16 protein-coding genes are annotated in these 21,731 nt (G+C 56.7%); 7 read left to right on the top strand and 9 right to left on the bottom strand.

The annotated features are described in order from the left end of the window. Positions 1–71: 71 nt before the first annotated feature. Both ASD8599_RS02805 and rpe read left to right on the top strand, forming a co-directional pair. Positions 72–1,082, top strand: a complete 1,011-nt coding sequence (locus ASD8599_RS02805) for an SDR family NAD(P)-dependent oxidoreductase (RefSeq protein WP_108827126.1) — start codon at positions 72–74, stop codon at positions 1,080–1,082. Positions 1,083–1,186: 104 nt separating this feature from the next. Continuing rightward, a complete protein-coding gene (rpe, locus tag ASD8599_RS02800) occupies positions 1,187–1,879 on the top strand; it encodes a ribulose-phosphate 3-epimerase (RefSeq protein ID WP_108827125.1) in 693 nt (230 codons plus the stop codon). 52 nt (positions 1,880–1,931) lie between these two features. Here rpe and ASD8599_RS02795 read toward each other — a convergent pair whose 3' ends face one another. The 7 genes from ASD8599_RS02795 to ASD8599_RS02765 form a co-directional block, all read right to left on the bottom strand. Continuing rightward, positions 1,932–3,422: a class I adenylate-forming enzyme family protein gene (locus ASD8599_RS02795; RefSeq protein ID WP_108827124.1), complete on the bottom strand. Its 1,491-nt coding sequence runs from the start codon at positions 3,420–3,422 to the stop codon at positions 1,932–1,934. Next, positions 3,419–4,192, bottom strand: coding sequence for an oxepin-CoA hydrolase, alternative type (locus tag ASD8599_RS02790; RefSeq protein WP_108827123.1), 774 nt, complete (start codon positions 4,190–4,192; stop codon positions 3,419–3,421). The genes ASD8599_RS02795 and ASD8599_RS02790 overlap by 4 nt, the downstream gene beginning before the upstream one ends. Beyond that, entirely contained in the window at positions 4,189–4,605 is a 417-nt protein-coding gene (locus tag ASD8599_RS02785) for a PaaI family thioesterase (RefSeq protein WP_108827122.1), read from the bottom strand. Before ASD8599_RS02785 ends, ASD8599_RS02790 begins: the two co-directional genes overlap by 4 nt. Next, positions 4,602–5,705, bottom strand: a complete 1,104-nt coding sequence (locus ASD8599_RS02780; protein ID WP_108827121.1) for an acyl-CoA dehydrogenase family protein — start codon at positions 5,703–5,705, stop codon at positions 4,602–4,604. The genes ASD8599_RS02785 and ASD8599_RS02780 overlap by 4 nt, the downstream gene beginning before the upstream one ends. A gap of 3 nt (positions 5,706–5,708) precedes the next feature. Next, positions 5,709–6,902 (bottom strand): acyl-CoA dehydrogenase family protein, encoded by a 1,194-nt coding sequence (locus ASD8599_RS02775; RefSeq protein WP_108827120.1) that lies wholly within the window; start codon positions 6,900–6,902, stop codon positions 5,709–5,711. A gap of 18 nt (positions 6,903–6,920) precedes the next feature. Then, the gene (locus tag ASD8599_RS02770; protein WP_108827119.1) at positions 6,921–8,996 is read right to left on the bottom strand and encodes a 3-hydroxyacyl-CoA dehydrogenase NAD-binding domain-containing protein; all 2,076 of its coding nucleotides are present in this window, start codon (positions 8,994–8,996) and stop codon (positions 6,921–6,923) included. A gap of 121 nt (positions 8,997–9,117) precedes the next feature. Next, positions 9,118–9,639 carry a class I SAM-dependent methyltransferase gene (locus ASD8599_RS02765; protein ID WP_245925910.1) on the bottom strand — a complete coding sequence of 174 codons (522 nt, stop codon included), beginning with the start codon at positions 9,637–9,639 and terminating at the stop codon, positions 9,118–9,120. A 145-nt stretch (positions 9,640–9,784) separates the two neighbouring features. On the opposite strand from ASD8599_RS02765, the gene ASD8599_RS02760 reads away from it, so the two are divergent. From ASD8599_RS02760 to ASD8599_RS02745, 4 genes are read left to right on the top strand one after another with little or no spacing between them, the layout of a single operon-like run. After that, positions 9,785–11,554 (top strand): ABC transporter ATP-binding protein, encoded by a 1,770-nt coding sequence (locus ASD8599_RS02760; RefSeq protein ID WP_108827118.1) that lies wholly within the window; start codon positions 9,785–9,787, stop codon positions 11,552–11,554. Continuing rightward, on the top strand, positions 11,547–13,478 hold the full coding sequence (locus ASD8599_RS02755; RefSeq protein ID WP_108827117.1) for an ABC transporter substrate-binding protein: 1,932 nt from the start codon (positions 11,547–11,549) through the stop codon (positions 13,476–13,478). The genes ASD8599_RS02760 and ASD8599_RS02755 overlap by 8 nt, the downstream gene beginning before the upstream one ends. Continuing rightward, positions 13,475–14,500, top strand: a complete 1,026-nt coding sequence (locus tag ASD8599_RS02750) for an ABC transporter permease (protein WP_108827116.1) — start codon at positions 13,475–13,477, stop codon at positions 14,498–14,500. Before ASD8599_RS02755 ends, ASD8599_RS02750 begins: the two co-directional genes overlap by 4 nt. After that, the gene (locus ASD8599_RS02745) at positions 14,497–15,651 is read left to right on the top strand and encodes an ABC transporter permease (RefSeq protein ID WP_108827115.1); all 1,155 of its coding nucleotides are present in this window, start codon (positions 14,497–14,499) and stop codon (positions 15,649–15,651) included. Before ASD8599_RS02750 ends, ASD8599_RS02745 begins: the two co-directional genes overlap by 4 nt. 72 nt (positions 15,652–15,723) lie before the next feature. Here ASD8599_RS02745 and ASD8599_RS02740 read toward each other — a convergent pair whose 3' ends face one another. Continuing rightward, positions 15,724–17,853, bottom strand: a complete 2,130-nt coding sequence (locus tag ASD8599_RS02740; RefSeq protein WP_108829967.1) for a DEAD/DEAH box helicase — start codon at positions 17,851–17,853, stop codon at positions 15,724–15,726. Between the two features lie 73 nt (positions 17,854–17,926). Then, the gene (locus tag ASD8599_RS02735; RefSeq protein WP_108827114.1) at positions 17,927–20,287 is read right to left on the bottom strand and encodes a mechanosensitive ion channel family protein; all 2,361 of its coding nucleotides are present in this window, start codon (positions 20,285–20,287) and stop codon (positions 17,927–17,929) included. Positions 20,288–20,452: 165 nt separating this feature from the next. On the opposite strand from ASD8599_RS02735, the gene ASD8599_RS02730 reads away from it, so the two are divergent. After that, on the top strand, positions 20,453–21,721 hold the full coding sequence (locus tag ASD8599_RS02730; protein ID WP_108827113.1) for a nucleotide sugar dehydrogenase: 1,269 nt from the start codon (positions 20,453–20,455) through the stop codon (positions 21,719–21,721). The last annotated feature ends 10 nt before the right edge of the window (positions 21,722–21,731 follow it).

The raw sequence follows: 21,731 nt of genomic DNA, 5'->3' as shown, positions 1-21,731 counted from the left end.
TTCCGCTTGGCGCTGGCCTTTTCGCCTCCGGTGCTTCAGTTTGAAAACAAGGGATCAGGTAAGGCACAACAATGACACGCACTGCATTGGTAACAGGTTCGGCGGGGTTCATCGGCTACTTCACAGCCAAGGCACTTCTGGATCAGGGATGGCGTGTCGTCGGGCTGGACGCGATGACCGACTACTACGATGTCCGCCTGAAAGATCGCAGGCATGCCATGCTGCATCAAAATGCAGGCTTTAGCGCAGTGAACGCCCGCCTTGAAACACCCGGGGTGCTGCAAGATCTTTTTGAAACTCATCAGTTCGATGCAGTCGTTCACTTGGCAGCACAAGCAGGGGTGCGCTATTCTATCGACGCGCCGCGATCCTATGTCGAAGCGAATTTGATGGGCACGTTTGAATTGCTGGAAGCCGCGCGGGCCGTGCCACCAGCGCATATGCTTTTGGCGTCAACATCCAGCGTTTATGGCGCAAACACCCAAATGCCTTACACAGAAGCCGACAAAGTGGACGCGCAAATGTCCTTTTATGCAGCCACCAAGAAGGCCACCGAGAACATGGCACATTCTTATGCGCATCTGTACGATTTGCCGATCACAATGTTCCGGTTCTTTACCGTTTACGGCGCTTGGGGCAGGCCTGACATGGCGCATTTTAAATTCACCAAAGCTATTCTGAACAATGAACCCATCGAAATCTACAACCATGGAAAAATGCAACGGGACTTTACCTACATAGACGATCTCGTACGCGGAATAACCGCCTTGATTGATGCTGTGCCGCCAATGCCCGGGGCTGATCCGATCCAAGGCGATAGCCTGTCAGCAGTTGCGCCCCACAGGGTGGTAAACATAGGCACCGGCGCACCCGTTGCCTTGATGGATTTTGTGGAATCGATTGAAACGGCCATTGGCCAAAAGGCCACGAAAATATTCAAAGACATGCAACCGGGTGATGTCCCAGCGACCTGGGCGGACACGACCTTGCTCAAAACACTGACCGGTGACGCACCAACGACCCCGATCCAAACCGGCATCCAAACCTTTGTTGACTGGTACCGCGACTATTATCAGGTCTGATCCGGCTTCATCTCGCCAAATAAACCTCCCCCGGAGGGTCCTAAGGTTTGCCACGCACGCATGCACCCGCTATAGCGCGGCAAACCCAACAAAAAGGCACTGCCATGACCTTCAATCGTTCTATCAAAATCGCGCCGTCCATTCTTTCCGCGGACTTCGCCAACTTTGGCGCTGAATGCGAAGCAATTGAAGCACAAGGGGCAGACTGGGTGCATGTGGATGTGATGGACGGACATTTCGTGCCCAACATCACCTTTGGCCCTGCCACCTGTGCCGCGATCCGCCCCCATATCAAAGGGGTCATGGATGTGCACCTGATGATTGCGCCTGTTGATCCCTATATCGAAGCTTTTGCAAACGCAGGTGCAGATGTCATCACGGCGCATGTTGAGGCAGGACCACACATCCACCGCACCATGCAAGCCATCAGAGGGGCCGGAGCCAAAGCCGGTGTCGCACTGAACCCGGCCACTCCCGCGTCCGCGGTCGAATATCTGCTGGATATGGTGGATTTGGTCTGTGTGATGACGGTGAACCCGGGATTTGGCGGACAGAAATTCATTCACAGCCAGGTCGAAAAAGTCCGGCAGCTGCGCGCCATGATCGGGGACCGGCCCATCCACATCGAAATCGACGGTGGCGTTGATCCGACGACGGCGCCTTTGGTCGCAAATGCGGGCGCTGATGTTCTGGTTGCTGGATCCGCGGTGTTTCGAGGGGGCTCTGTGCTAGACCCTGCACCCTACGGAGCGAACATCCGATCGATTCGTGAGGCCGCAACCAGCATCGAAGTTTGAAACCGGGGCTCTGCCCCGGACCCCGGGATACTTACAGCGAAAAGAAACAGGATCAGTCGAGTTGATCCGCAAATGTTTCGACAAGCTTATGCTTCAAGATCTTTCCTGTTGGCGCAGCGGGCAGCACTTTGGCAAACACATAACGTTTGGGTCTTTTGTACCCCACCAGCCGCTCGGATACGAATGCGCCAAGGCTTTCGGCATCCAGAGCGTCAAGGTCCGCAAGCTGCACAAATGCCAACACCTCTTCATCGCCGTCTTTGCGCCGCCCTACAACTGCCGCTTGCACGACTTTCGGGTGGTCATTCAGTGCGGCTTCGACCTCGGGCGGGTAGACGTTGAACCCACCATGGATGATCAATTCCTTTGAACGCCCAACGATGTGCAACAGACCATGATCGTCAATCCGCCCCAGATCACCTGTGTGCATCCACCCATTGGCATCCAGCACTTTGGCGGTCTCCTCGGGGTTCTTGTAGTAGCCTTTCATAATGTGTGGCCCGCGGGTGATAACCTCTCCCACGCCTGCGCCGCCCCCGGGCACGTCCTCGTCGATTCCGATTTCGATGCCCGGCAACGCTGGGCCCACAGATGTGTCGGAATTGCCGATGGGATTGCTTGTGGCGGACGTCCCCGCTGTCGTTTCCGTCATCCCATACCCGTTTTGGATCGCCACGCCATAGAACGCCTCGGCCTCGCGCTTCCATGTGGGATCAAGGGGGGCCGCACCGGAGGACACATAGCGCAGCGTCTCGGACCCCAGTTTTTCCAGTCCTTGTTCTTTGGTGTATTGCATCAAAAGCGCGTGCATTTGCGGCACGCCTGAAAACAGCGTCACCCCGTCGCGCAATGCCGCATACAACTTTGCCACCTCGAATCGCGGCGCAAGCCGCACAGGCGCCCCCGCATAGACCGCCGCCACCACCACCGAACACAGCCCGAACACATGTGTGGTGGGCAACACGCCATAGATTACATCTTCGTGCTTCATGTTTCGCAGGTTGGCTGATGTCAGCCCCCCGAAGCGAACATTTGAGTGCGTTAGCATGACCCCTTTGGGGTCTCCGGTCGTTCCGGTGGTATAAAGCAAAACCGCCACATCGCCTTCGGCATCAGGCTTGCTGGTCAATGCTTTCATATGAAGCGAACCGTAGTCCCCTGAGATTTCATGCCCGCCCATGCGCGTGGCATGCGCCTTTGCATCTTTGGACACAGACGTTGTCATAAACACAGCCGCAGGTTCGGCATGGGCCAGAATGCGATCTACTTCGCTTTCCGTCTGTCGCGCGTTAACCGGAATCGCCCGTGCGCCCAGTTTCCAACATGCAAACAGCAAGGCCACAGCCGCCACGCAATTTTCGGACAAGATCAACACACGGTCGGCTTTCTGGACGCCTGCATCTTCAAGGACCGATACAAGCGCGTCGCTGGCCGCGTCCAAACCACCATAGCTCAGTGCAATCCCCGTCACATCCGACACTGCATCCGCCTCTGCGCGAGATGCCACTTGCGCCGCCAGATAGTCTTCGACGCGTGCGTTCATGTGCCGTACTCCGGTTTGCGTTTGCCCAAAAACGCGGCGATGCCTTCTGCGGCCTCATCCGCGCCTGCCGCGTGGGCCATGGCATCGCGTTCCACATCCAGCTGCGCCGCTTCGCTTTGGTCATAGGCTTGCGCCACCATTGCCCTGATCCGGCCCTGAGCGTTGCGCGGGCCAATTGCTACGGCATCCGCCAATGCGTTGGCTTCTGCCAAAACCTGATCCAGCGGGCACGTCACATTGATCGCGCCTAGGCCTTCCATCCGCTCCGCAGTAACGGGCCGCGCCAGAACGCACATTTCCATTGCCAAAGGACGCGGGATCATCCGGGCCAAAGATGCTGTTAATCCCCCATCCGGCACCAACCCCGCCTTGACGTAAGCGGCTGTAAATTTGCAGCCCGCTTCCGCCACAATAAAATCACAAGCCAAAGCAATAGATGCTCCGGCCCCGGCCGCGCCGCCTTTGACAGCCGCAATCACAGGCACGTCGCACGCGCGAATGGCACGGATCACGTCATGCAGTATTTCGATCTTTTGCTGGCGCCCCTCTTCCGAAAGCGATCGCCGTTCTTGCAACGCATTCAAATCGCCGCCAGCGCAGAAGAAATCCCCTTGGGATGTGATGATAACAGCCCGAACACGTCGATCTTTTGCTTGGGTACAGGCCTGTTGGATCGCGCCGTAGTATTCCGGTGTGATCGCGCCGCGCTTGGCTGCATTCCCGTTCCATACGATCAAACGATCGCCTGCGTCTTCGATGTAGGCTGTCATGCAAGTCTCTCCTGTGGCACCCGTTTAAACACCCCCGAGGACGTGGCAATCACGCGCCCTTCTTCGTCCACCAGTTCGGCATCAATGAACAAAAGGCTTTTGCCACCGCCCGTCACCCGCCCTGTCGCCGTGACACGCCCTTTGAACGCAGGGGCCAGATAATGCGTGTTCATGGAGATCGTCAAAAACGGCGCTTTGCCGGTGTCGTCCACCGTCAAGGATCCGGTGGTGCCCGACGCGTTGTCCAGAAGGCAGGTGATAATCCCGCCATGCAATGCCTTGTGGCGGTTGGTGTGCTGCGGGCCGATGTCCAGCCAGCAGCGTCCTTTTCCATCTTTTGCAGACACATCCACAACGTAACCAATCAGGCTTTGTGTGCCTGTCTCGTCCCGGATTATGCCCGTTTCACTCATGCGGCGCTCAGCGCGATGAACTTTTCAAGGTGGTGGTCCGTGTCCCCAAAGCGGTGATCCGACATGGTAATCCGTTTGGCAATATGCGCCAGTTCGTATTCCTGCGTCATGGCGATGCCACCATGCATCTGGATCGCTTCCTCTGACACAAGCCGCCCAGCTCGCCCCATCAGGTTTTTCGCTGCGTGGATGTTCATGTCGCGCATCTTTGCGTCAGCCTCAAGGTAGCCAGCGGCGCGGGTCACAGCCGAGGTCGCTTGCTCCATCTCGATCAGCAGATCGGACATGCGGTGCGCCAGCGCCTGAAACGTGCCAATGGGCCGCCCGAATTGCTTGCGTGTCATCAGGTATTCCTTGGTCAGGTTCGCCGCCGTGTGCATCGCGCCCAGCGTCTCGGCACATTGTGCAACAGTGGCGGCTGCGTTGGCGCTTTCAAGCAGCGCGTACCCTTTGCCTTCTTCCCCGATCACGGTGCCTTCAACGTCGTCCAAAGTCACCTCTGCGGCGCGCCCACCCGACATCAGCGGATAGCCTTGCATGGTGACGCCTTTGGCCCCTTTTTCGACAGCGAACAGCGTGATGCCATCCTTTTCGCCAACCTCGCCCGAGGTGCGCGACGAGACGATCATCACGTCTGCGGCTTCGGCGTTCATCACAACGGCTTTGCGGCCATTGATGACATTGCCTTTGGCGGTGGTTTGTACGCGGTTCAGGTCATAGCGGCTGGTCGGTTCGCCGTGGGCCAGCGCCAGTTGCAGACCGCCGCCAATGATCTCTTCAACGCGGTCGGTGTCGCCTGCTTCCGCCAAGATGCGGCCACACAGAAGTGCACCATCAAGGAACGGTTCGACCACGCCTGCGCGCCCCAATTCTTCAAACACCACAGCGATGTCGAAACCCATGCCGCCAAAGCCGCCTTGATCTTCGGTAAACAGTGCGCCGATGACGCCCAATTCGGCCAGTTGTTCCCAGATTTCGGCGGACATGCCGCTCTCCGAATCCAAAATCTTGTTGCGGGTTTCGGTTGTGTAGCGGTCGCTGAGAAAACGGCGCAGCGTGTCTTGCAGCATTTGCCGCTCTTCGGTCAGTTCGAAATTCATGGATCAGCCCCCCATTGAAACTTTTGCGATGATCCCGCGTTGGATCTCGTTTGAACCGCCGAAGATCGACAGCTTGCGATTGTTGAAATAATGCGCGGCCAGTGGGCCTGCGTCATGTGGATCGGGCAGCGGCTCATTGCTGCCTTCCACCATTTCGGATGCAAACGGCATGGCATAGACGCCCACGGCACGCCGTGCCAAGTCGTTGATTTCCTGACGGATAATCGTGCCTTTGACCTTCAACATCGACGCTTCGATCCCCGGAGCGGCCCCATCAGCGGCACGTGAAATGATGCGCAGGTTCGTTGTTGCCATCGCCATCAGATCAATTTCCACCTGCGCCACACGGGCTGCGAAATGCGGGTTCTGCATCAAAGGTTTGCCGCCGGACATTTCGGATTTTGCGATCCGTTTGACCGTGGCAATCCCTGCTTGGGAATAACCCACGCCTGCAATGTTCGTGCGTTCATGGGTCAGCAGATACTTGGCGTAGGTCCAGCCTTTGTTTTCCTCGCCCACAAGGTTCTCGACCGGCACTTTGACGTCTGTGAACCAGACCTCGTTCACCTCATGGGTACCATCCAGCAGGATGATGGGGCGCACTTCGACGCCCGGTGTGTCCATGTCGATCAGCAGGAAGGAAATGCCTTCTTGTTGCTTCACGGTGCTGTCGGTGCGCACCAAACAGAAGATCATGTTGGCGTGCTGGCCCAGCGTCGTCCATGTCTTTTGACCGTTGACGATATAGTGGTCGCCCTCGCGCACAGCCTTGGTTTTCAAGGACGCCAGATCAGACCCCGCACCCGGTTCGGAATAACCCTGACACCACCAGTCGGTGCCATCCAGCATACGCGGCAACCAGTAGTCGTTTTGTTCCCTTGAGCCGAATTTGTGCAGCACAGGCGCCAGCATCGAAAAGCCGAACGGCACGGTGCGCGGCGCGTGGTAGCGGGCGGATTCCTCGTCAAAGATGTGGCGCTGCACGGCGTTCCATTCGGTGCCGCCAAATTCGGCAGGCCAGTTGGGCACCAGCCAGCCTTGGGCGTTCAGCGTTGCGTGCCAGCCTTCCATGTCGTCCTTGGACAGGCCCGTGCCAAGCCGCACTTTGTTGGCCAGATCCTTGTCCAGTTTTTCGTCAAAAAACGCGCGCACTTCGTCGCGAAAGGCCAGTTCTTCGTCTGTGTAGTTCAGATCCATGGGTCTTCCTTTCGGGGTTTAAGAGTTCAGGCTGTCGAAGGTTTTCCCTTCGGCCACCAGTTGTTCCAGCAAGGGCGCGGGCGCCCAGAATTCGGGGTTGGTTTCAGCGTAGGACTTAATGTCGCCAAGCAGATCGTCGAGGCCCACAATGTCCGCCCATTTCAGCGGTCCACCGCGATAGCGCGGGAAGCCGTAGCCAAAGAGCAGCGTCATATCCACGTCGAGCGGGCGTCGCGCGATGCCTTCGCCCACGACCTTCGCGCTCTCGTTGACCATGGCGGCCATGTAGTAGCGCACGATGTCGTCAGCGGTGAATGTACGTTGCGGCGTTCCAGCGCGATCTTCCTCGATCAGGGGCATGACGTCAGGGTTCGGCACGCGCGCCTTCGCGCCAGCCGCATAATCGTAGTAGCCTTTGCCAGTTTTCTGACCGAAATTGCCCGCCTCACACATTTTGTCCGCATAGGTGGCACCATCCGGCATCGTGCCTTCGGCCCGTTTGCGCTTGCGCACCGCCCAGCCGATATCAAGCCCGGCAAGGTCGGCCACGGCGAAAGGCCCCATGGCGAACCCGAAGGCCTCTAAGGCGGCGTCAATGTCATAGGGCGACGCGCCTTGCATCACCATTTGATCGGCGGCTTGACGGTACGTCGACAGGATACGGTTGCCGATGAACCCGTCACAAACCCCTGCGCGGACAGAAATCTTGTTCAACCGTTTGCCCAGCGCAAAGCCCGTTGCCACCACGTCAATGGCGGTTTTATCGGGCACGACAACCTCAAGCAGTTTCATCACATGGGCAGGCGAGAAAAAGTGCAATCCAATCACGTCTTCAGGCCGTTTGGTGCAGGCCGCGATTTCGTTGACGTCCAGATAGGATGTGTTGGAAGCAAGGATCGCGCCCTGTTTGCAGACGTCGTCCAGCTTGGTGAAAACCTGTTTCTTGACGGCCATATCCTCGAAGACGGCCTCGATCACAAGATCCACGTCAGACAGGGCCGCGTAGTCCGTCGAGACCTGCAAGGCCTTGTCCATGATCGCGTCGTGTTGGGCCTGGCTGATCTTGCCGCGTTTGAGCGCGCCTGCCAGATTGCCACCGATGCGGCCGCGTGCGGCTTCGCCTGCCTCGGATGACATTTCCAGCATGGTGACTTGCAAGCCCGACAGCAGCGCCGCCGTGGCGATGCCAGCGCCCATGGTGCCGCCGCCAATGACGCCGATGTGGTCCACGGCGCGCGGGTCTACCCCTTTCAGTTCGGGCAGGTTGCTGACCGCATGTTCAGAGAAAAAGGCGTGGATCATGCCCTTGCGCTGGTCGGTGTTCATCAGTTCGATGAAGATGTCGCGTTCGGCCAACAGCCCCTCGGCGAACGGTTTTTCCACGCTGGCCTGCACCGCACGCACGGCTTTGGCCGGGGCGATTTGACCACGGCCACGGGCCAGAACCGCATCGTAGGTCGCGTCCCAGTCGATGCCCTCGGGCGCGGGCATTTCGCTGACGGGGCGACGGGCGGCGCCGTCGTCCAGCAGCTTTTGGGCGTAGGCGATGCCAAGCTCTGTTGGATCGCCATCCTGCACCACGTCAATCGCGCCCATCTTATGCGCTTCATCCGCTTTGACGTGGCGGCCCGTGGTAGCCATGTCGATGGCGGCTTGTACACCCGCGACGCGTGGCAATCGCTGCGTGCCACCAGCACCGGGGATCAGCCCCAGATGAACTTCGGGCAGTCCGATACGGGCAGAAGGCACCGCGATGCGGTAGTGGCACCCAAGGGCAACTTCAAGACCACCGCCAAGGCTGACACCGTGCATGGCAGCCACGACGATCAAAGGTGATGCTTCGATCCGGTCGATCACATCCGGCAAGGACGGCTCCATTGGCGGCTTGCCAAATTCGGTGATGTCCGCGCCCGCGATGAAGGCCCGGCCTTCGCCTACAATCACCACGGCCTTAACGCCCGCATCGCCTTCGGCTTGATCCATCCGGGTCATCAGGCCCTGACGCACAGCTTGGCTTAGCGCATTTACCGGCGGATTGTTGATGGTTAGGACAGCGACGTCACCGTCGCGTTCATAGGCAATTGGGTCTGACACGTAAACAGGCTCCTGCTGGGATAGAACACCCGCAAACCTATGCTTTGGCTTGCCTTAGGGGCAAGAGCCACGTTTCACCTGCGCCGCAGCGTCACTTGCCGCAGGCCCTCACCCCGACGCCTCACGTGCAGGTATAAATAAAGCAACGCCCCCGCACGGCATCTGGCGGCAATGCGACTTCGGTCAATGTATCAAAGTACATTCGGTCCGATGCAACCATCAGCCCCCCTTGCGCTAAAATGGGTTCAATCACAGGGGACAAAGCCCGCGCAAACTGGTCATTCTTTTCGCGGTTGTGCCCGCCAAGATCGGCATGGATCAAGGCCGCTGTCGGGCCAAAGCGTTTCAAAGCTGCAGGCAAAGTTTCAAACACATCGCCCAGCAAAACGCGATCCTCTGGCGGCGTGCTATCGGGATGAGACGCAACAGCACGTTCAAACACGTAAATGTCACGGTCCGGCATGATCTGGCGCATGTGCGAATACGTGCGGCCATTGCCCAAACCCAGCTCGAACACGGGGCCGGACATGTCCTTTGTGGCGTCTGCGGCAAAATCCAGACAGGCGCGTTGCGACACCATGCGGTTGATGAATAGGTCCAGGCGGCTTTCCATAAATTTTGCGTCCATTATCTGTTTGTTCATGCCTGATCTATGAAGGTTAGGGCGCAATTGCCAGAGTTTACCACGCCTTGGCTGGACGTTGGGGCTGGAATCGGGTTTGACTGGTGCCAACGCTCCGCGCACTTGATGCAAAAAGACGGACGACACCAACAGTTGGGACGACTTGATGACACCACTCCTTGATGTGCAGGGGCTAAGTATTGGTTTTGGCGATGCGCCGCCAGTCGTGCACGACGTGAATTTTCAGGTCATGCCCGGAGAAACCATGGCGTTGGTCGGGGAAAGCGGATCAGGCAAAACGCTGACGTGCCGTTCAGTGCTGCGCATCCTGCCCGGAGCCGCACAATTGCGTGCGGGACAAATCAATTTTTCCAACGGCAACACCATGGTTGAACTGTTGTCCATGCCGGAAAAGAAAATGCGCAATGTGCGCGGCAACCGGATTTCGATGATCTTTCAAGAACCCATGCGGTCGTTGTCTCCCTTGCACCGCATCGGCAATCAGGTGGCAGAGGTTCTGCATCTGCACCGTGGCATGTCGGCAGCCGAAGCCAAAAAGGACGTTCTGTCCACATTTGAACAAGTCGGGTTTCCCGACGTTGAACGCGCCTTTCGCGCCTACCCCTTCGAGATGTCAGGCGGGATGCGCCAACGCGCCATGATCGCCATGGCAATGGTCGCAAAACCCGATTTGCTGATCGCGGACGAACCCACAACAGCTTTGGACGTCACAACCCAAGCCCAGGTGCTGGGTCTGATCAAAGACTTGCAAAAAGACACCGGCATGGCTGTGGTTCTTGTGACGCATGATTTGGGCGTTGTGGCGAATATGGCAGAACAGGTTGTGGTCATGAACAAAGGCCGCGTGATGGAAAGCGGACCAGCGGCCGCTGTTCTGGGCGCTCCCGGCCATGGATATACCCAGAAACTCTTTGCCGCAGCCCCCGTCATCCCCGAGGTCGCCGAACCGGCAGCACCCTTGGAACGCGATGATCTGATCCTTGATCTGAAAGGCGTTTGCAAAACCTACACCGCCAAGGCAGGCGGGTGGAAAGCGGCCAAGAAGATCCATGCTTGCATAGATGTGAACCTACAATTGCCACGCGGCAAAACCTTGGCCGTGGTGGGCGAAAGCGGGTCGGGCAAAACAACCTGTGCGCGCATTGCGTTAGGCGCTGAGGTGCCGGATGTGGGATCAAAAGTTTTGTTTTGCGGCACAAAGGACGCGGACCCTTTGCCCGTCCATGCCATGACACGTACCCAGCGTATTGCCTTTCAAAAACAAGCCCAGATGGTGTTTCAAGACCCCTATTCCTCACTAAGCCCGCGCATGCGCGTTCAGGAGGCCCTGACAGAACCGATGGAAATTCACGGAATTGGCAGCCGCGCAGACCGCCGCGACAAAGCCGCTGAAATGCTGCGATGGGTGGGTTTGAACCCCGATATGCTCAAACGCTTCCCGCATGCGTTTTCCGGCGGCCAACGCCAACGGCTGTCCATTGCGCGCGCCCTGACGCTGGATCCGACGCTTTTGGTCTGTGACGAACCTACGTCAGCGCTGGATGTATCTGTTCAGGAACAAATCCTGACCCTTCTGGAAGACATCCGTGACAGCATGGGCCTGAGCTATTTGTTCATCAGCCACGATTTGGCTGTGGTTGCGCGGATCGCCGACGAGGTGGCTGTGATGCGCCAAGGCGTCGTTGTCGAACAAGCCCCCCCCGACACATTGTTCTACAACCCACGCCATCCCTACACTCAGGCGTTGATCGCGGCGCAGCCTGAACCCAATGTAAACCGCCCCATCAACCTAAGCCTTGTCGCCAAAGGCGCGGGCAGCCCCGACACTTGGCCCGATACGTTCCGCTTTGAAGGCATAAGTGCCCCTGATCTGATCGAGGTTGATCCCGGCCATAAGGTACGTTGCCATGTTTAAGCCTCTCTTAGTTTGCGCCACATTTTTATGGGCCTGCGCCACTGCGTCGGGGTCTGTGGCCGCGCCTTTGAAAGAAAGCTCTTTCTGGGCACAAGAAGTCGAAAACGGCACCTTGCCCCCTGTGGCAAATCGCATTCCTTCAGAACCACTGATTGTGGATTTGGAAGCAAAGGGGCGCACAACAGGCACCCAGGGCGGCACGTTGGCCACGATGGTCACACGGTCGAAAGACATCCGCCAAATGGTGGTTTACGGCTACGCCCGACTGGTGGGCTACGACCAGAATTACGAACTGCAAACCGATCTGTTGCGCGACTACGAAGTAGAAGGCAACAAGCGCTTTACCCTACATTTGCGCAAGGGGCATCGTTGGTCGGATGGGGCGCCTTTTACGTCCGACGACTTCAAATACTATTGGGACCACATCGCCAATAATTCTGAACTCAGCCCCAATGGCCCCCCCGATGTTATGCGTATTGACGGCGTTGTGGGCACCATGACATTTCCGGATTTGTACACAGTCGTGGTAGAATGGGACCGACCGAACCCGCGGTTCTTGCAAATTCTCGCAGGCGCACGTCCCCCCTTTATTTACCGCCCCGCACATTACCTAAAGCAGTTCCACATTGAGTTCGCGGAAACCGAGGCTTTGGCAGACCTTGTAAGATCAAAGCGCGTACGAAGCTGGGCGGCGTTGCACAACAAAGTCGACAATATGTACAAATTCGACAACCCCGCCTTGCCAACCTTGCAGCCGTGGATGTCAGCCACCGCAGGCAAATCCAGTCGTCAATTGTTTGTGCGCAACCCCTACTATCACCGTATCGACACCAACGGCACGCAACTGCCCTACATCGACGTCGTGAAAATGACGATTGTGGGCGGTGGTCTTGTCGCGGCGAAAGCCAACGCAGGCGAGGCGGATTTGCAGGCGCGGGGTCTCGATTTCCGCGATGTGTCTATCTTGAAAAAGGGGCAAGCGGACGGCGGCAACTACCGGACGTTTTTGTGGGCCAACTCTGCCGCATCGCAAATCGCAATTTATCCAAACCTGAACTTTGCCGATCCCGTCTGGCGCAAAGTTATCCGAGACGTGCGGTTCCGTCGTGCCTTGTCCATGGGCATAGACCGCCGCATGATCAACCGCACGCTGTACTTTGGTTTGGCCAAGGAAGGCGGCATGACGGCGGTGTCGCGCAGCCCCTTGCATGACCCCGAAAACCTGAACGCTTGGGCCAACTACGACACGGCACAAGGCAACCAATTGCTGGACGATATGGGCCTCACAAATCGCAACCCTGCGGGCCTGCGTCTTTTGCCAGATGGACGGCCCATGGAGTTTCTTGTCGAAACGGCAGGGGAACGCCAAGAAGTCGAAAACGCGCTGGCCATCATCAGCGACACGTGGCGCGAACTGGGCATCAAACTGGTGATGCGCCCCTTGGACCGCGACATCCTGCGCAACCGTGTTTACGCTGGCGTGTCGATGTCGGCTGTGTGGTTTGGCTGGGACAATGGCTTGCCGCAGGCTGCAACCCCGCCTGAATATCTGGCCCCCACGCAACAGGAATTCTTTGCTTGGCCCAAATGGGGCCAGTATATGCAAACACGCGGCGCCGCCGGCGAACCAATAGACATTCCCGAAGCCGAGCGTTTGATGGAATTGTGGCACATGTGGGAACGCAACGAAGACGAAGCCGCCCGCACCGAGATTTGGCGCGAGATGCTGGCCATCCATGCTGACCAACAGTTTGGCATTGGCGTTCTGGCAGAGGCCCCGCAACCTGTCGTGGTCAACAACGACCTGCGCAATGTGCCAGAACAAGCCAAATGGGCATGGGAACCCGGTGCGCATTTTGGCATTCACCGCATGGACGAATTTTTCTTTGATGGCGACCGTGCCAAAATGCAGGTGTCGCAATGATGTTTCTGCGCTATGCCGTTTACCGGTTCATGACGATGCTGCTGACACTGCTTGTTGTGTCGGTTCTTGTGTTTTTCATTATCAACCTGCCGCCCGGTGACTTCCTGTCCAACCAGATCGCCGAACTGCGCGCCACGGGCCAAGCAGAAGGTGTCGCCAAGGCCGAATTTCTACGGACTGAATATGCACTGGATCGCCCGCTTTGGGAGCAATACCTGATCTGGGTGGGCTTTGCGCCCGGCCCCAACGGATTTTCCGGTCTGATACAGGGGGATTTCGGCTGGTCTTTCGAATTCGACAATCCCGTCGCGGACATTGTGGGCGACGCTTTGTGGCTAACAGTTTTAATCAACCTGTCGGCTGTGTTGTTTGTGTACCTTGTCGCTTTGCCACTTGGGGTTTTGGCCGCCGCCCGTTCGCAGTCATGGGTCGATTACACAACGGCTTTTGTGGGGTACCTTGGGTTGGCGACCCCAAACTTTCTGCTTGCGCTGATCTTGTTTTACTATGGCCAGAAATACATCGGGCTTCCCATCGGCGGCCTCATGGACCCGGCGTTTGAGGGCGAACCAATGTCCTTTGCCAAGGCCAAATCCATCGCCATCCACCTGATCGTTCCGACTTTCGTCATCGGTACAGCGGGCGCTGCAGCCATGATGCAACGTCTGCGCGCGAACATGCTGGACGAGCTTAGCAAACCCTATGTTGAAACCGCCGTCGCCAAAGGCCTGTCACCCACGCGCATGTTGTCAAAGTACCCCCTGCGCATGGCCTTTAACCCCTTTGTTGCCGACATCGGCAATCTGTTGCCCGCGATGGTCTCCGGCTCTGTTTTGGTGTCGGTGGTAATGAGCTTGCCCACAATCGGCCCCGACCTCTTGGCTGCCTTGAAAAGTCAGGATCAGTTCCTTGCCGGTTTCATTTTGATGTTTGTGGCCTTTTTGACTCTGATCGGTACGATGGTGTCGGATATGCTTTTGGTCCTGCTTGATCCCAGAATTAGATACGGAGCGCGCGAATGAGCACTTTGCCAGACGGGCGCTATATCGACGACGCGCCGTATGACCCTCATGTCGATTTGTCCGCCCTTGACCGCACCGACATGGACGCGCCCAATTGGGTGCTTGTGTGGCGCAAATTCAAAAAGCATAAACTGGGGCTGATTTCTGGGATTTTCCTTTTCCTCAGCTATCTGATGTTGCCTTTTGCCGGCTTCATCGCGCCTTATACCCCCAACGAGCGCAGCGCAGATTACCTGTACGCCCCGCCACAAGGACTGCATTTTTGGCACGATGGCGCCTTCATTGGCCCCTTCGTCTATCCCATCACAGGGGAAGCGGACCTTGAAGAATTTCGCTGGCGCTACACTTTTGACACCGACGCACCGCAACAGTTGGAATTTTTCTGTAAGGGCGACGATTATAAACTGGCCGGTCTGTTTCCTACCGACACCCATCTGTTTTGCGCACCATCTGGTTCCACTGTATTCTTGTGGGGGTCAGATCGCCTTGGACGCGATGTGTTCAGCCGCATTTTATATGGTGCCCAACTGTCCCTGACAGTCGGTTTGATCGGGATTACGGTGTCTTTCCTTTTGGGTATCACATTTGGCTCTATCGCGGGTTACTTGGGCGGTAAAATCGATTGGTCCATCAACCGCCTGATCGAGATATTAAGGTCCTTGCCAGAACTTCCCATCTGGCTGGCTCTGTCCGCCGCCGTGCCCTCAAATTGGGGGCCAGTGTCCGTGTTTTTCATCATATCAATCATATTGGGGATTTTGGATTGGCCCGGTTTGGCGCGGGCCGTGCGATCCAAATTCCTGTCTTTGCGCGAAGAAGAATACGTACGAGCCGCTGAAATGATGGGGGCGAAACCGGGGCGCGTTATTCGCAGGCACTTGCTGCCCAACTTCATGAGCCACCTGATCGCGTCCGCCACCTTGTCCATTCCGGCGATGATTCTGGGCGAAACCGCGCTGTCCTATCTGGGCTTGGGGCTGCGCGCACCGGCTGTCAGTTGGGGCGTGATGCTAAACGATGCGCAGAACCTTGCGTCCATCGAAATCTATCCGTGGACCGCGATCCCGATGTTGCCAATTATTGTTGTTGTCCTGGCATTCAACTTTTTGGGTGACGGTTTGCGCGACAGTCTGGACCCCTACAAAGGTTAGCCGTGGTCAGGGGGCGCTGCCCCCGCCGCGTGCCGCGTCTCCCCAGAGGTATTTTGGCCAAGATGAAGCCTATTAGCGGCGCGGCGGCTTGCCGCCACCCTCTGCCGCGGCACGACGGGCTTTGTTCTTTTTGGAATTGGGCTTGCCGACTTTTGGTGCAAGGTTCTTTCCGCCCGATGGTTTGCCACCGGGTTTTGCACCCTTTGGTTTGCCTTCGAATTTGCCTTTAGGCTTCGCACCTGGTTTCGCAAATTTATCGCCACGTGGCTTTCGTTCCGAGACGGCCCCGTCTTCACGCGCCCTATCCATCGTCGACTTTGGCTTTGTGAACCGTTTCGACGCCGGATGTGCTGCTGTGCCGGTTGGTTTTGCAGCAGACGGTTTGGGTTTGCGCGGCTTGGGTGCTGGCGCGTCGTTGTAATCAATAGGCGCACTTGATGTTCTGGGTTTGTCGTCTTCGCGCGGCTTGTAGCTTTCGCGCGGTTTCTCGTCACGGGGTTTGTAGCTTTCGCGTGGTTTGTCCTCACGCGGCTTGTAGTCCCGTTGCGGTTTGGATTTGTCAAAATTTCGCCCCGCACCGTCGCCTTTTGGTTTGCCCTTGAAAGGGGGGCGGGGGCTTTTGGCCGCTGCAGGCGCATTTGCCAATTCGCTTACCGTCAAGCCGCCTTCGACTTTCATATCTGCGCCAAGAGCCGCCTTGAATCCGGCGACGCTGCTTTCCTGAATTTCAACAAATGTCTCGTCGTTCTGGATGCGGATCGCACCAATGTCGTCTTTTGTAATGTCGCCTGCGTTGCACAGGATCGGCAACAAGCGGCGCACTTCAGCACCTTGATTACGGCCCGAGGACACACTGAACCACTTGGATGGCCCAAACGGTGCACGTGCTTTGGGCGCTTTGTTGTCCCCTGCGGCAGACAGTTCTTCAGGCGCTGACACGCGTTGGGCGTACAAGCGCATGAAGGCTGCAGACAGTTGTTCCGGGCTGAAATGCTCCATCAATTTGGCAACCATTTCGGCTTCGTTGTCTTCCACCGGATTGGACCACATGGGATCATCCAGCAGACGCGCTTGATCTTTTTCACGCACTGCATCCGCGGAGGGCGCATTGCCCCATTCGGCGGAAACCTTTGCCATATGCAAAATGCGTTCTGCCTTGCGGCGCACTTTACCCGTCACGATCAGGGCAGACACACCTTTGCGCCCGGCGCGTCCCGTCCGACCAGACCGGTGCAACATAGTTTCGTGGTTGTTGGGCAGTTCTGCATGCACCACAAGGTCAAGCCCGGGAAGGTCAATCCCGCGGGCCGCAACATCCGTGGCCACGCACACGCGCGCACGACCGTCCCGCATCGCTTGCAAGGCATGTGTCCGCTCTGCCTGAGACAATTCCCCCGACAGGGCCACGACCGAGAACCCCCGGTTCGACAAGCGTGTCGTCACCCGGTTCACCATGGCCCGCGTGTTGCAAAAAACGATGGCATTGGGGGCCTCATAGAAACGCAGGATGTTGATGATTGCGTTTTCGCCATCGTGGTTAGCAACGTTCATCGCATGGTATTCGATGTCAGTGTGTTGCTTGGCTTCCGCCACTGTTGTCACGCGAACAGAATCACGTTGGTAGCTTTTGGCAAGATTGGCGATGGCTTTTGGCACCGTGGCGGAAAACATCAAAGTGCGGCGGTCTTCGGGGCATTCGCCTAAAATAAACTCCAGATCCTCGCGGAACCCAAGATCCAGCATCTCATCCGCTTCGTCCAGAACCACAGCGCGAATGGCGCTTAGGTCGATGACGTTTTTCATGATGTGGTCGCGCAAGCGCCCCGGTGTGGCCACCACGATATGCGCCCCCCGCGCAAGGCTGCGCCGTTCATCGCGCATGTCCATGCCGCCCACGCAAGACGCCATAATCACACCAGCTTTTTCGTAAAGCCATGCCAATTCGCGTTTCACCTGCATTGCAAGTTCACGGGTTGGTGCAATGATCAAAGCCAAAGGCGGGCCCGCACGATCAAAGGATTCGTCTTCCCCAAGCAGGGTGTTGCCCAGCGCCAAGCCAAAGCCCACCGTCTTACCGGAACCAGTTTGCGCAGAGACCAGAAGGTCCGCACCCTCTAGATGGTCTTCTGTCACCGCCTCTTGGACAGGTGTCAGGGTTTCGTAACCGCGTTGTTGCAACGCATCGGCAAGGGCTTGTTTCAAAGGAACGGGCTTTCTGATGGGATCAAACCGCGCGAATAAGCGCTTTATCCGCCCTTGTATAGGGTCAATCGGTTTACCGATCGTCACCATCGTCTTCAATTCCACCTTCCAACAAGTCATCATCTATGGCGGCGTGCGCGGCAGCCGTTACCGTTTTGCGCTGCTCCGGGGTCAGGTCTTCGACATTGCCATCCGCCAAACGCACGGTCACTTCCTTATGGGCAAACTTGATCCCTTCGCGTTCAAAGAGTTCGCGGATTTCCTGATAGACTTTCTTGCGGATCACCCATTGGTCACCGGGTTTCGTCATAAATTTGACCCGGATGATCATCGCACTGTCTTGCATTTCGATGACGCCTTGTGATTTCAAAGGCTGGATAAAGTCTGGCCCGATAATCGGATCTTCCAACAAGGCCACACCCAGTTTTTTGATCAGCTTGCGTACTTTTTCGACGTCTGTGTCGTAGGTTACGCGCAAGGGAAGCTTCATAATCACCCAGTCACGCGAATAGTTTGTCAGCACCTGAATTTCACCAAACGGAATGGTGTGCAGTGCCCCAAGGTGGTGGCGCAGCTGGAACGAGCGCACAGAGATATTTTCAACCGTGCCTTTTACCCCGCCAATGTCGATGTATTCACCTTTGCGGAACGCATCGTCGAACAAAAAGAACGCACCGGAAAAGATGTCACGGACCAAAGATTGCGATCCAAAGCCCACAGCGACACCAACCACACCCGCGCCCGCAAACAGCGGCCCCACGTTCACGCCAAGTTCCAACAGGATGATCAAAATTATTGTCACAAAGATAATAATCAGCATGAAATTGCGAAACAACGGCAACAAAGTCGCCAAACGACTGGCACTGGTCCCGCCGCCTTCGTCGCCCAACTCGGCTTCGACCACTTCGCCTTGCTCTTCCAGAATTTTGGCATCGATCCAAATGCGAAAGGCGTGAAACACGATATAGCCGATAAACACGATAACCATCACATCCAGAACCCGCTGGGTCAGCGGGTTTTCTTCGACCATCGATTGCGCAGACGACCCCCAAATACTGATCAATGCATAAGATCCGGCCACAAAGGCTAAAATGCCGGACACACGACGCGCCAGTTCTTCGAACGTGCCCATCTTGTGGCGCGGCATATGCGCGAGCTCCATGGCCTCTACCTCGGCAGCCGTCATGTCGCTTTCGTCATCGTCACTTTCCAGGATCGCGTTCATATCCTGAATACGCCGCGCACGCTGGAAGTAGGCTTCGATGCCGAAGTTGATCACGCCATACACAATCAAAATGGTCATAAAGACCGCGTATGCACCAGCCACCAGAGGGATCGACAATGGCTGTTCCAAGACCAGATCAAACGCCAGCTCAAACCATCCGAACACCACATAGATAATGACAACCGGCGCCCAGAAACGTGCAATCAAACGTGTAAGCATCGCCACATCCTGAGCCGCACGACCATTTCGAATTGCGTTTGAGATGGCGCGTCGGTTGAACAGGGCGACGCAGATGTTCAGCGCCGCCATAATCAACGCAAGTCCACCATATCCGATGGCATAGACGTTGTAGTTCAGCCCGAAATCCTTGATCCACGTCGCAAAAGTGACAACACCAATATCCAGCGCCGCCACATAGAACACCCAGCGATACAAAACCAATGCGTCCCGATCCGACAGGTTGGGAATGCGGTATTGCGCCAGAAACGGCGATAGCATCATGCGCCACACATCCCCAATCGTACGGATCGCGAAGAAGGCCACGTAGATGGCCAGAATAGTGACTTGAATCGCTTGATTTTCTACGGGCGGAAAGATCAGAGCCCCAAGCACATAGGCAATGGCCATGCTGATCAGGGTTGCAAAAATTCCCACAAAGAAGCGAAATACCAGAAACGGCATCTTCTCGCGGTAGCCTGCGGGTTTTTCTTTGATCCGAGAGGTGACAAAGTTCCGGAAGATCTTTGGGCCAACGAAGTACACCATTACCAATCGGCCAACACCGAACAACAATGCAGAATATAAAAGCACCTCAACGAAGGTCATAATCCGCCCATCCGCGCTGGTGGCGCGTAAAATATAGGCCACTTCGTTGAGTGAATCCGGTAGCGCTTGCAACCTTTGGCGCAGCATCCCCCGAAAGGCAGTGCCTTGGGCTTGTGCCATCATCAACGCGGATTCACGCGGCTGGGCGCGTTCATCCTGTGCGTCCTTTGCACCGCCCACAATAATGTTGCCCTGCGTGTCAACCACCACAACACCCAAGCCGTTCTCGGCCGCCAATCGCAGTGTATCGGCCAAAGCATCCGTGTCATCATCAGCCTCTGAGGCCGGCAATGAAAACAGGCTTTGCGCAGAGACCTGCGCCCCCGGGATCGCCATGGTCAAAAGCAAAAAGGTCGTGGCAAGGCAAAGAAGCAGGCTGCGCATGTGTATTCATCCAGATATTCGGGCTTCGCCAAACTAGAGTGTGGCTTTTGAGCGGTAAACCCCCAGTGAACTCAATGTTTGGGGGTGTTTTACATGACGTGCGTGTTTATGTCATAGCGGCTGCAACAATTGGCCTGCAAAGGTCGAACCAAAAGGACTGCCTGAATGACAACTGGCCCCATTGCTATTTTAGGTCTTGGTTACGTGGGCCTGCCCTTGGCGTTGGCCTTGGACCGTGCAGGATTTGACGTTGTGGGGTTGGACACCGACCCGGATTTGGTGGCGGCCCTACACAAGGGGACAGACCCCAATGGGGAAATTGCGGATGCTTCCCTTGCGCAATCAAATGCCACATTCACCGCTGACCCTGCGGCTTTGGCATCCTGCACCACATATATCATCGCTGTGCCCACCCCGATCACCAAAGCCAAAAAGCCAAACCTTGATGCGGTTTTGGGGGCCTGCGCCACCATCGCGCCACACTTGTCCGCTGGCGATTTGGTCATTTTGGAAAGCACCGTCTACCCCGGTGTCACCGAAGACGTTTGCGGCCCCGCTTTGGAAGCTGGCAGCGGGCTGGTCTGTGGTCTCGACATCAAACTGGGGTACAGCCCGGAACGGGTAAACCCCGGCGACGCCGAACATTCCATGGAGAATGTCATCAAGGTTGTTGCAGCCCAAGACGCAGAAACCCTGACCCGCGTGCAAGCCATTTATGCCCCGGTCGTCAAAGCGGGCCTACATGCCGCCACCGATATCAAAACAGCAGAAGCCGCCAAGGTCATCGAAAACACACAGCGCGATTTGAACATTGCCTTGGTCAATGAATTCTCGCTGATTTTTGCGCGGATGGGGCTGGATACGTTAGATGTGTTGGAAGCGGCAGGCACCAAGTGGAACTTCTTGCCGTTCAAGCCCGGCCTTGTGGGCGGACACTGCATTGGCGTGGACCCCTACTACCTGACCTACCGCGCCGAACAGCTTGGGTATCACCCCGAGGTCATTCACGCAGGCCGCCGCATCAATGATCAAATGGGCAGCTATGTCGCCCAAACGCTGATGAAAGCGATGATCAAGCGCGATATGAATGTGAAACATGCCAAGGTTCTGATCCTTGGATACACCTTCAAGGAAAACTGTTCAGACACCCGAAATACCCGCGTCGAGGACATTCTAAACGAACTGCGTGATTATTCCGTCGACGTGGATGTGCACGAACCTTGGGTTGCTGCCGAAGTCATGAAAAAGCGCCATGGGATTGACCCGGTGGCCAAGCCTGTCGCAGGGTCGTATGACGCTATTGTTGTGGCTGTCGGGCATAAAGAATTTGTAGAAATGGGCCCCGATGCCATTCGCGCCTTAGGCAAACCGGGCGCTGTAGTATACGATATAAAAGGCATATTCGGCAAAGCCGGCAGCGATCTGCGTCTTTGACTGAAACGAC

The sequence above is a fragment of the Ascidiaceihabitans donghaensis genome (genome assembly GCF_900302465.1).
Classification (GTDB): domain Bacteria; phylum Pseudomonadota; class Alphaproteobacteria; order Rhodobacterales; family Rhodobacteraceae; genus Ascidiaceihabitans; species Ascidiaceihabitans donghaensis.
The sequence above is the reverse complement of the archived record's forward strand: the minus strand, read 5'-3'. Positions and strand labels throughout refer to the sequence as shown.

Coding starts and splice junctions, on each gene's coding strand:
- ASD8599_RS02805 (WP_108827126.1), top strand. CDS start 72: ATGACACGCACTGCATTGGTAACAGGTTCGGCGGGGTTCATCGGCTAC.
- rpe (WP_108827125.1), top strand. CDS start 1,187: ATGACCTTCAATCGTTCTATCAAAATCGCGCCGTCCATTCTTTCCGCG.
- ASD8599_RS02795 (WP_108827124.1), bottom strand. CDS start 3,422: ATGAACGCACGCGTCGAAGACTATCTGGCGGCGCAAGTGGCATCTCGC.
- ASD8599_RS02790 (WP_108827123.1), bottom strand. CDS start 4,192: ATGACAGCCTACATCGAAGACGCAGGCGATCGTTTGATCGTATGGAAC.
- ASD8599_RS02785 (WP_108827122.1), bottom strand. CDS start 4,605: ATGAGTGAAACGGGCATAATCCGGGACGAGACAGGCACACAAAGCCTG.
- ASD8599_RS02780 (WP_108827121.1), bottom strand. CDS start 5,705: ATGAATTTCGAACTGACCGAAGAGCGGCAAATGCTGCAAGACACGCTG.
- ASD8599_RS02775 (WP_108827120.1), bottom strand. CDS start 6,902: ATGGATCTGAACTACACAGACGAAGAACTGGCCTTTCGCGACGAAGTG.
- ASD8599_RS02765 (WP_245925910.1), bottom strand. CDS start 9,639: ATGAACAAACAGATAATGGACGCAAAATTTATGGAAAGCCGCCTGGAC.
- ASD8599_RS02760 (WP_108827118.1), top strand. CDS start 9,785: ATGACACCACTCCTTGATGTGCAGGGGCTAAGTATTGGTTTTGGCGAT.
- ASD8599_RS02755 (WP_108827117.1), top strand. CDS start 11,547: ATGTTTAAGCCTCTCTTAGTTTGCGCCACATTTTTATGGGCCTGCGCC.
- ASD8599_RS02750 (WP_108827116.1), top strand. CDS start 13,475: ATGATGTTTCTGCGCTATGCCGTTTACCGGTTCATGACGATGCTGCTG.
- ASD8599_RS02745 (WP_108827115.1), top strand. CDS start 14,497: ATGAGCACTTTGCCAGACGGGCGCTATATCGACGACGCGCCGTATGAC.
- ASD8599_RS02735 (WP_108827114.1), bottom strand. CDS start 20,287: ATGCGCAGCCTGCTTCTTTGCCTTGCCACGACCTTTTTGCTTTTGACC.
- ASD8599_RS02730 (WP_108827113.1), top strand. CDS start 20,453: ATGACAACTGGCCCCATTGCTATTTTAGGTCTTGGTTACGTGGGCCTG.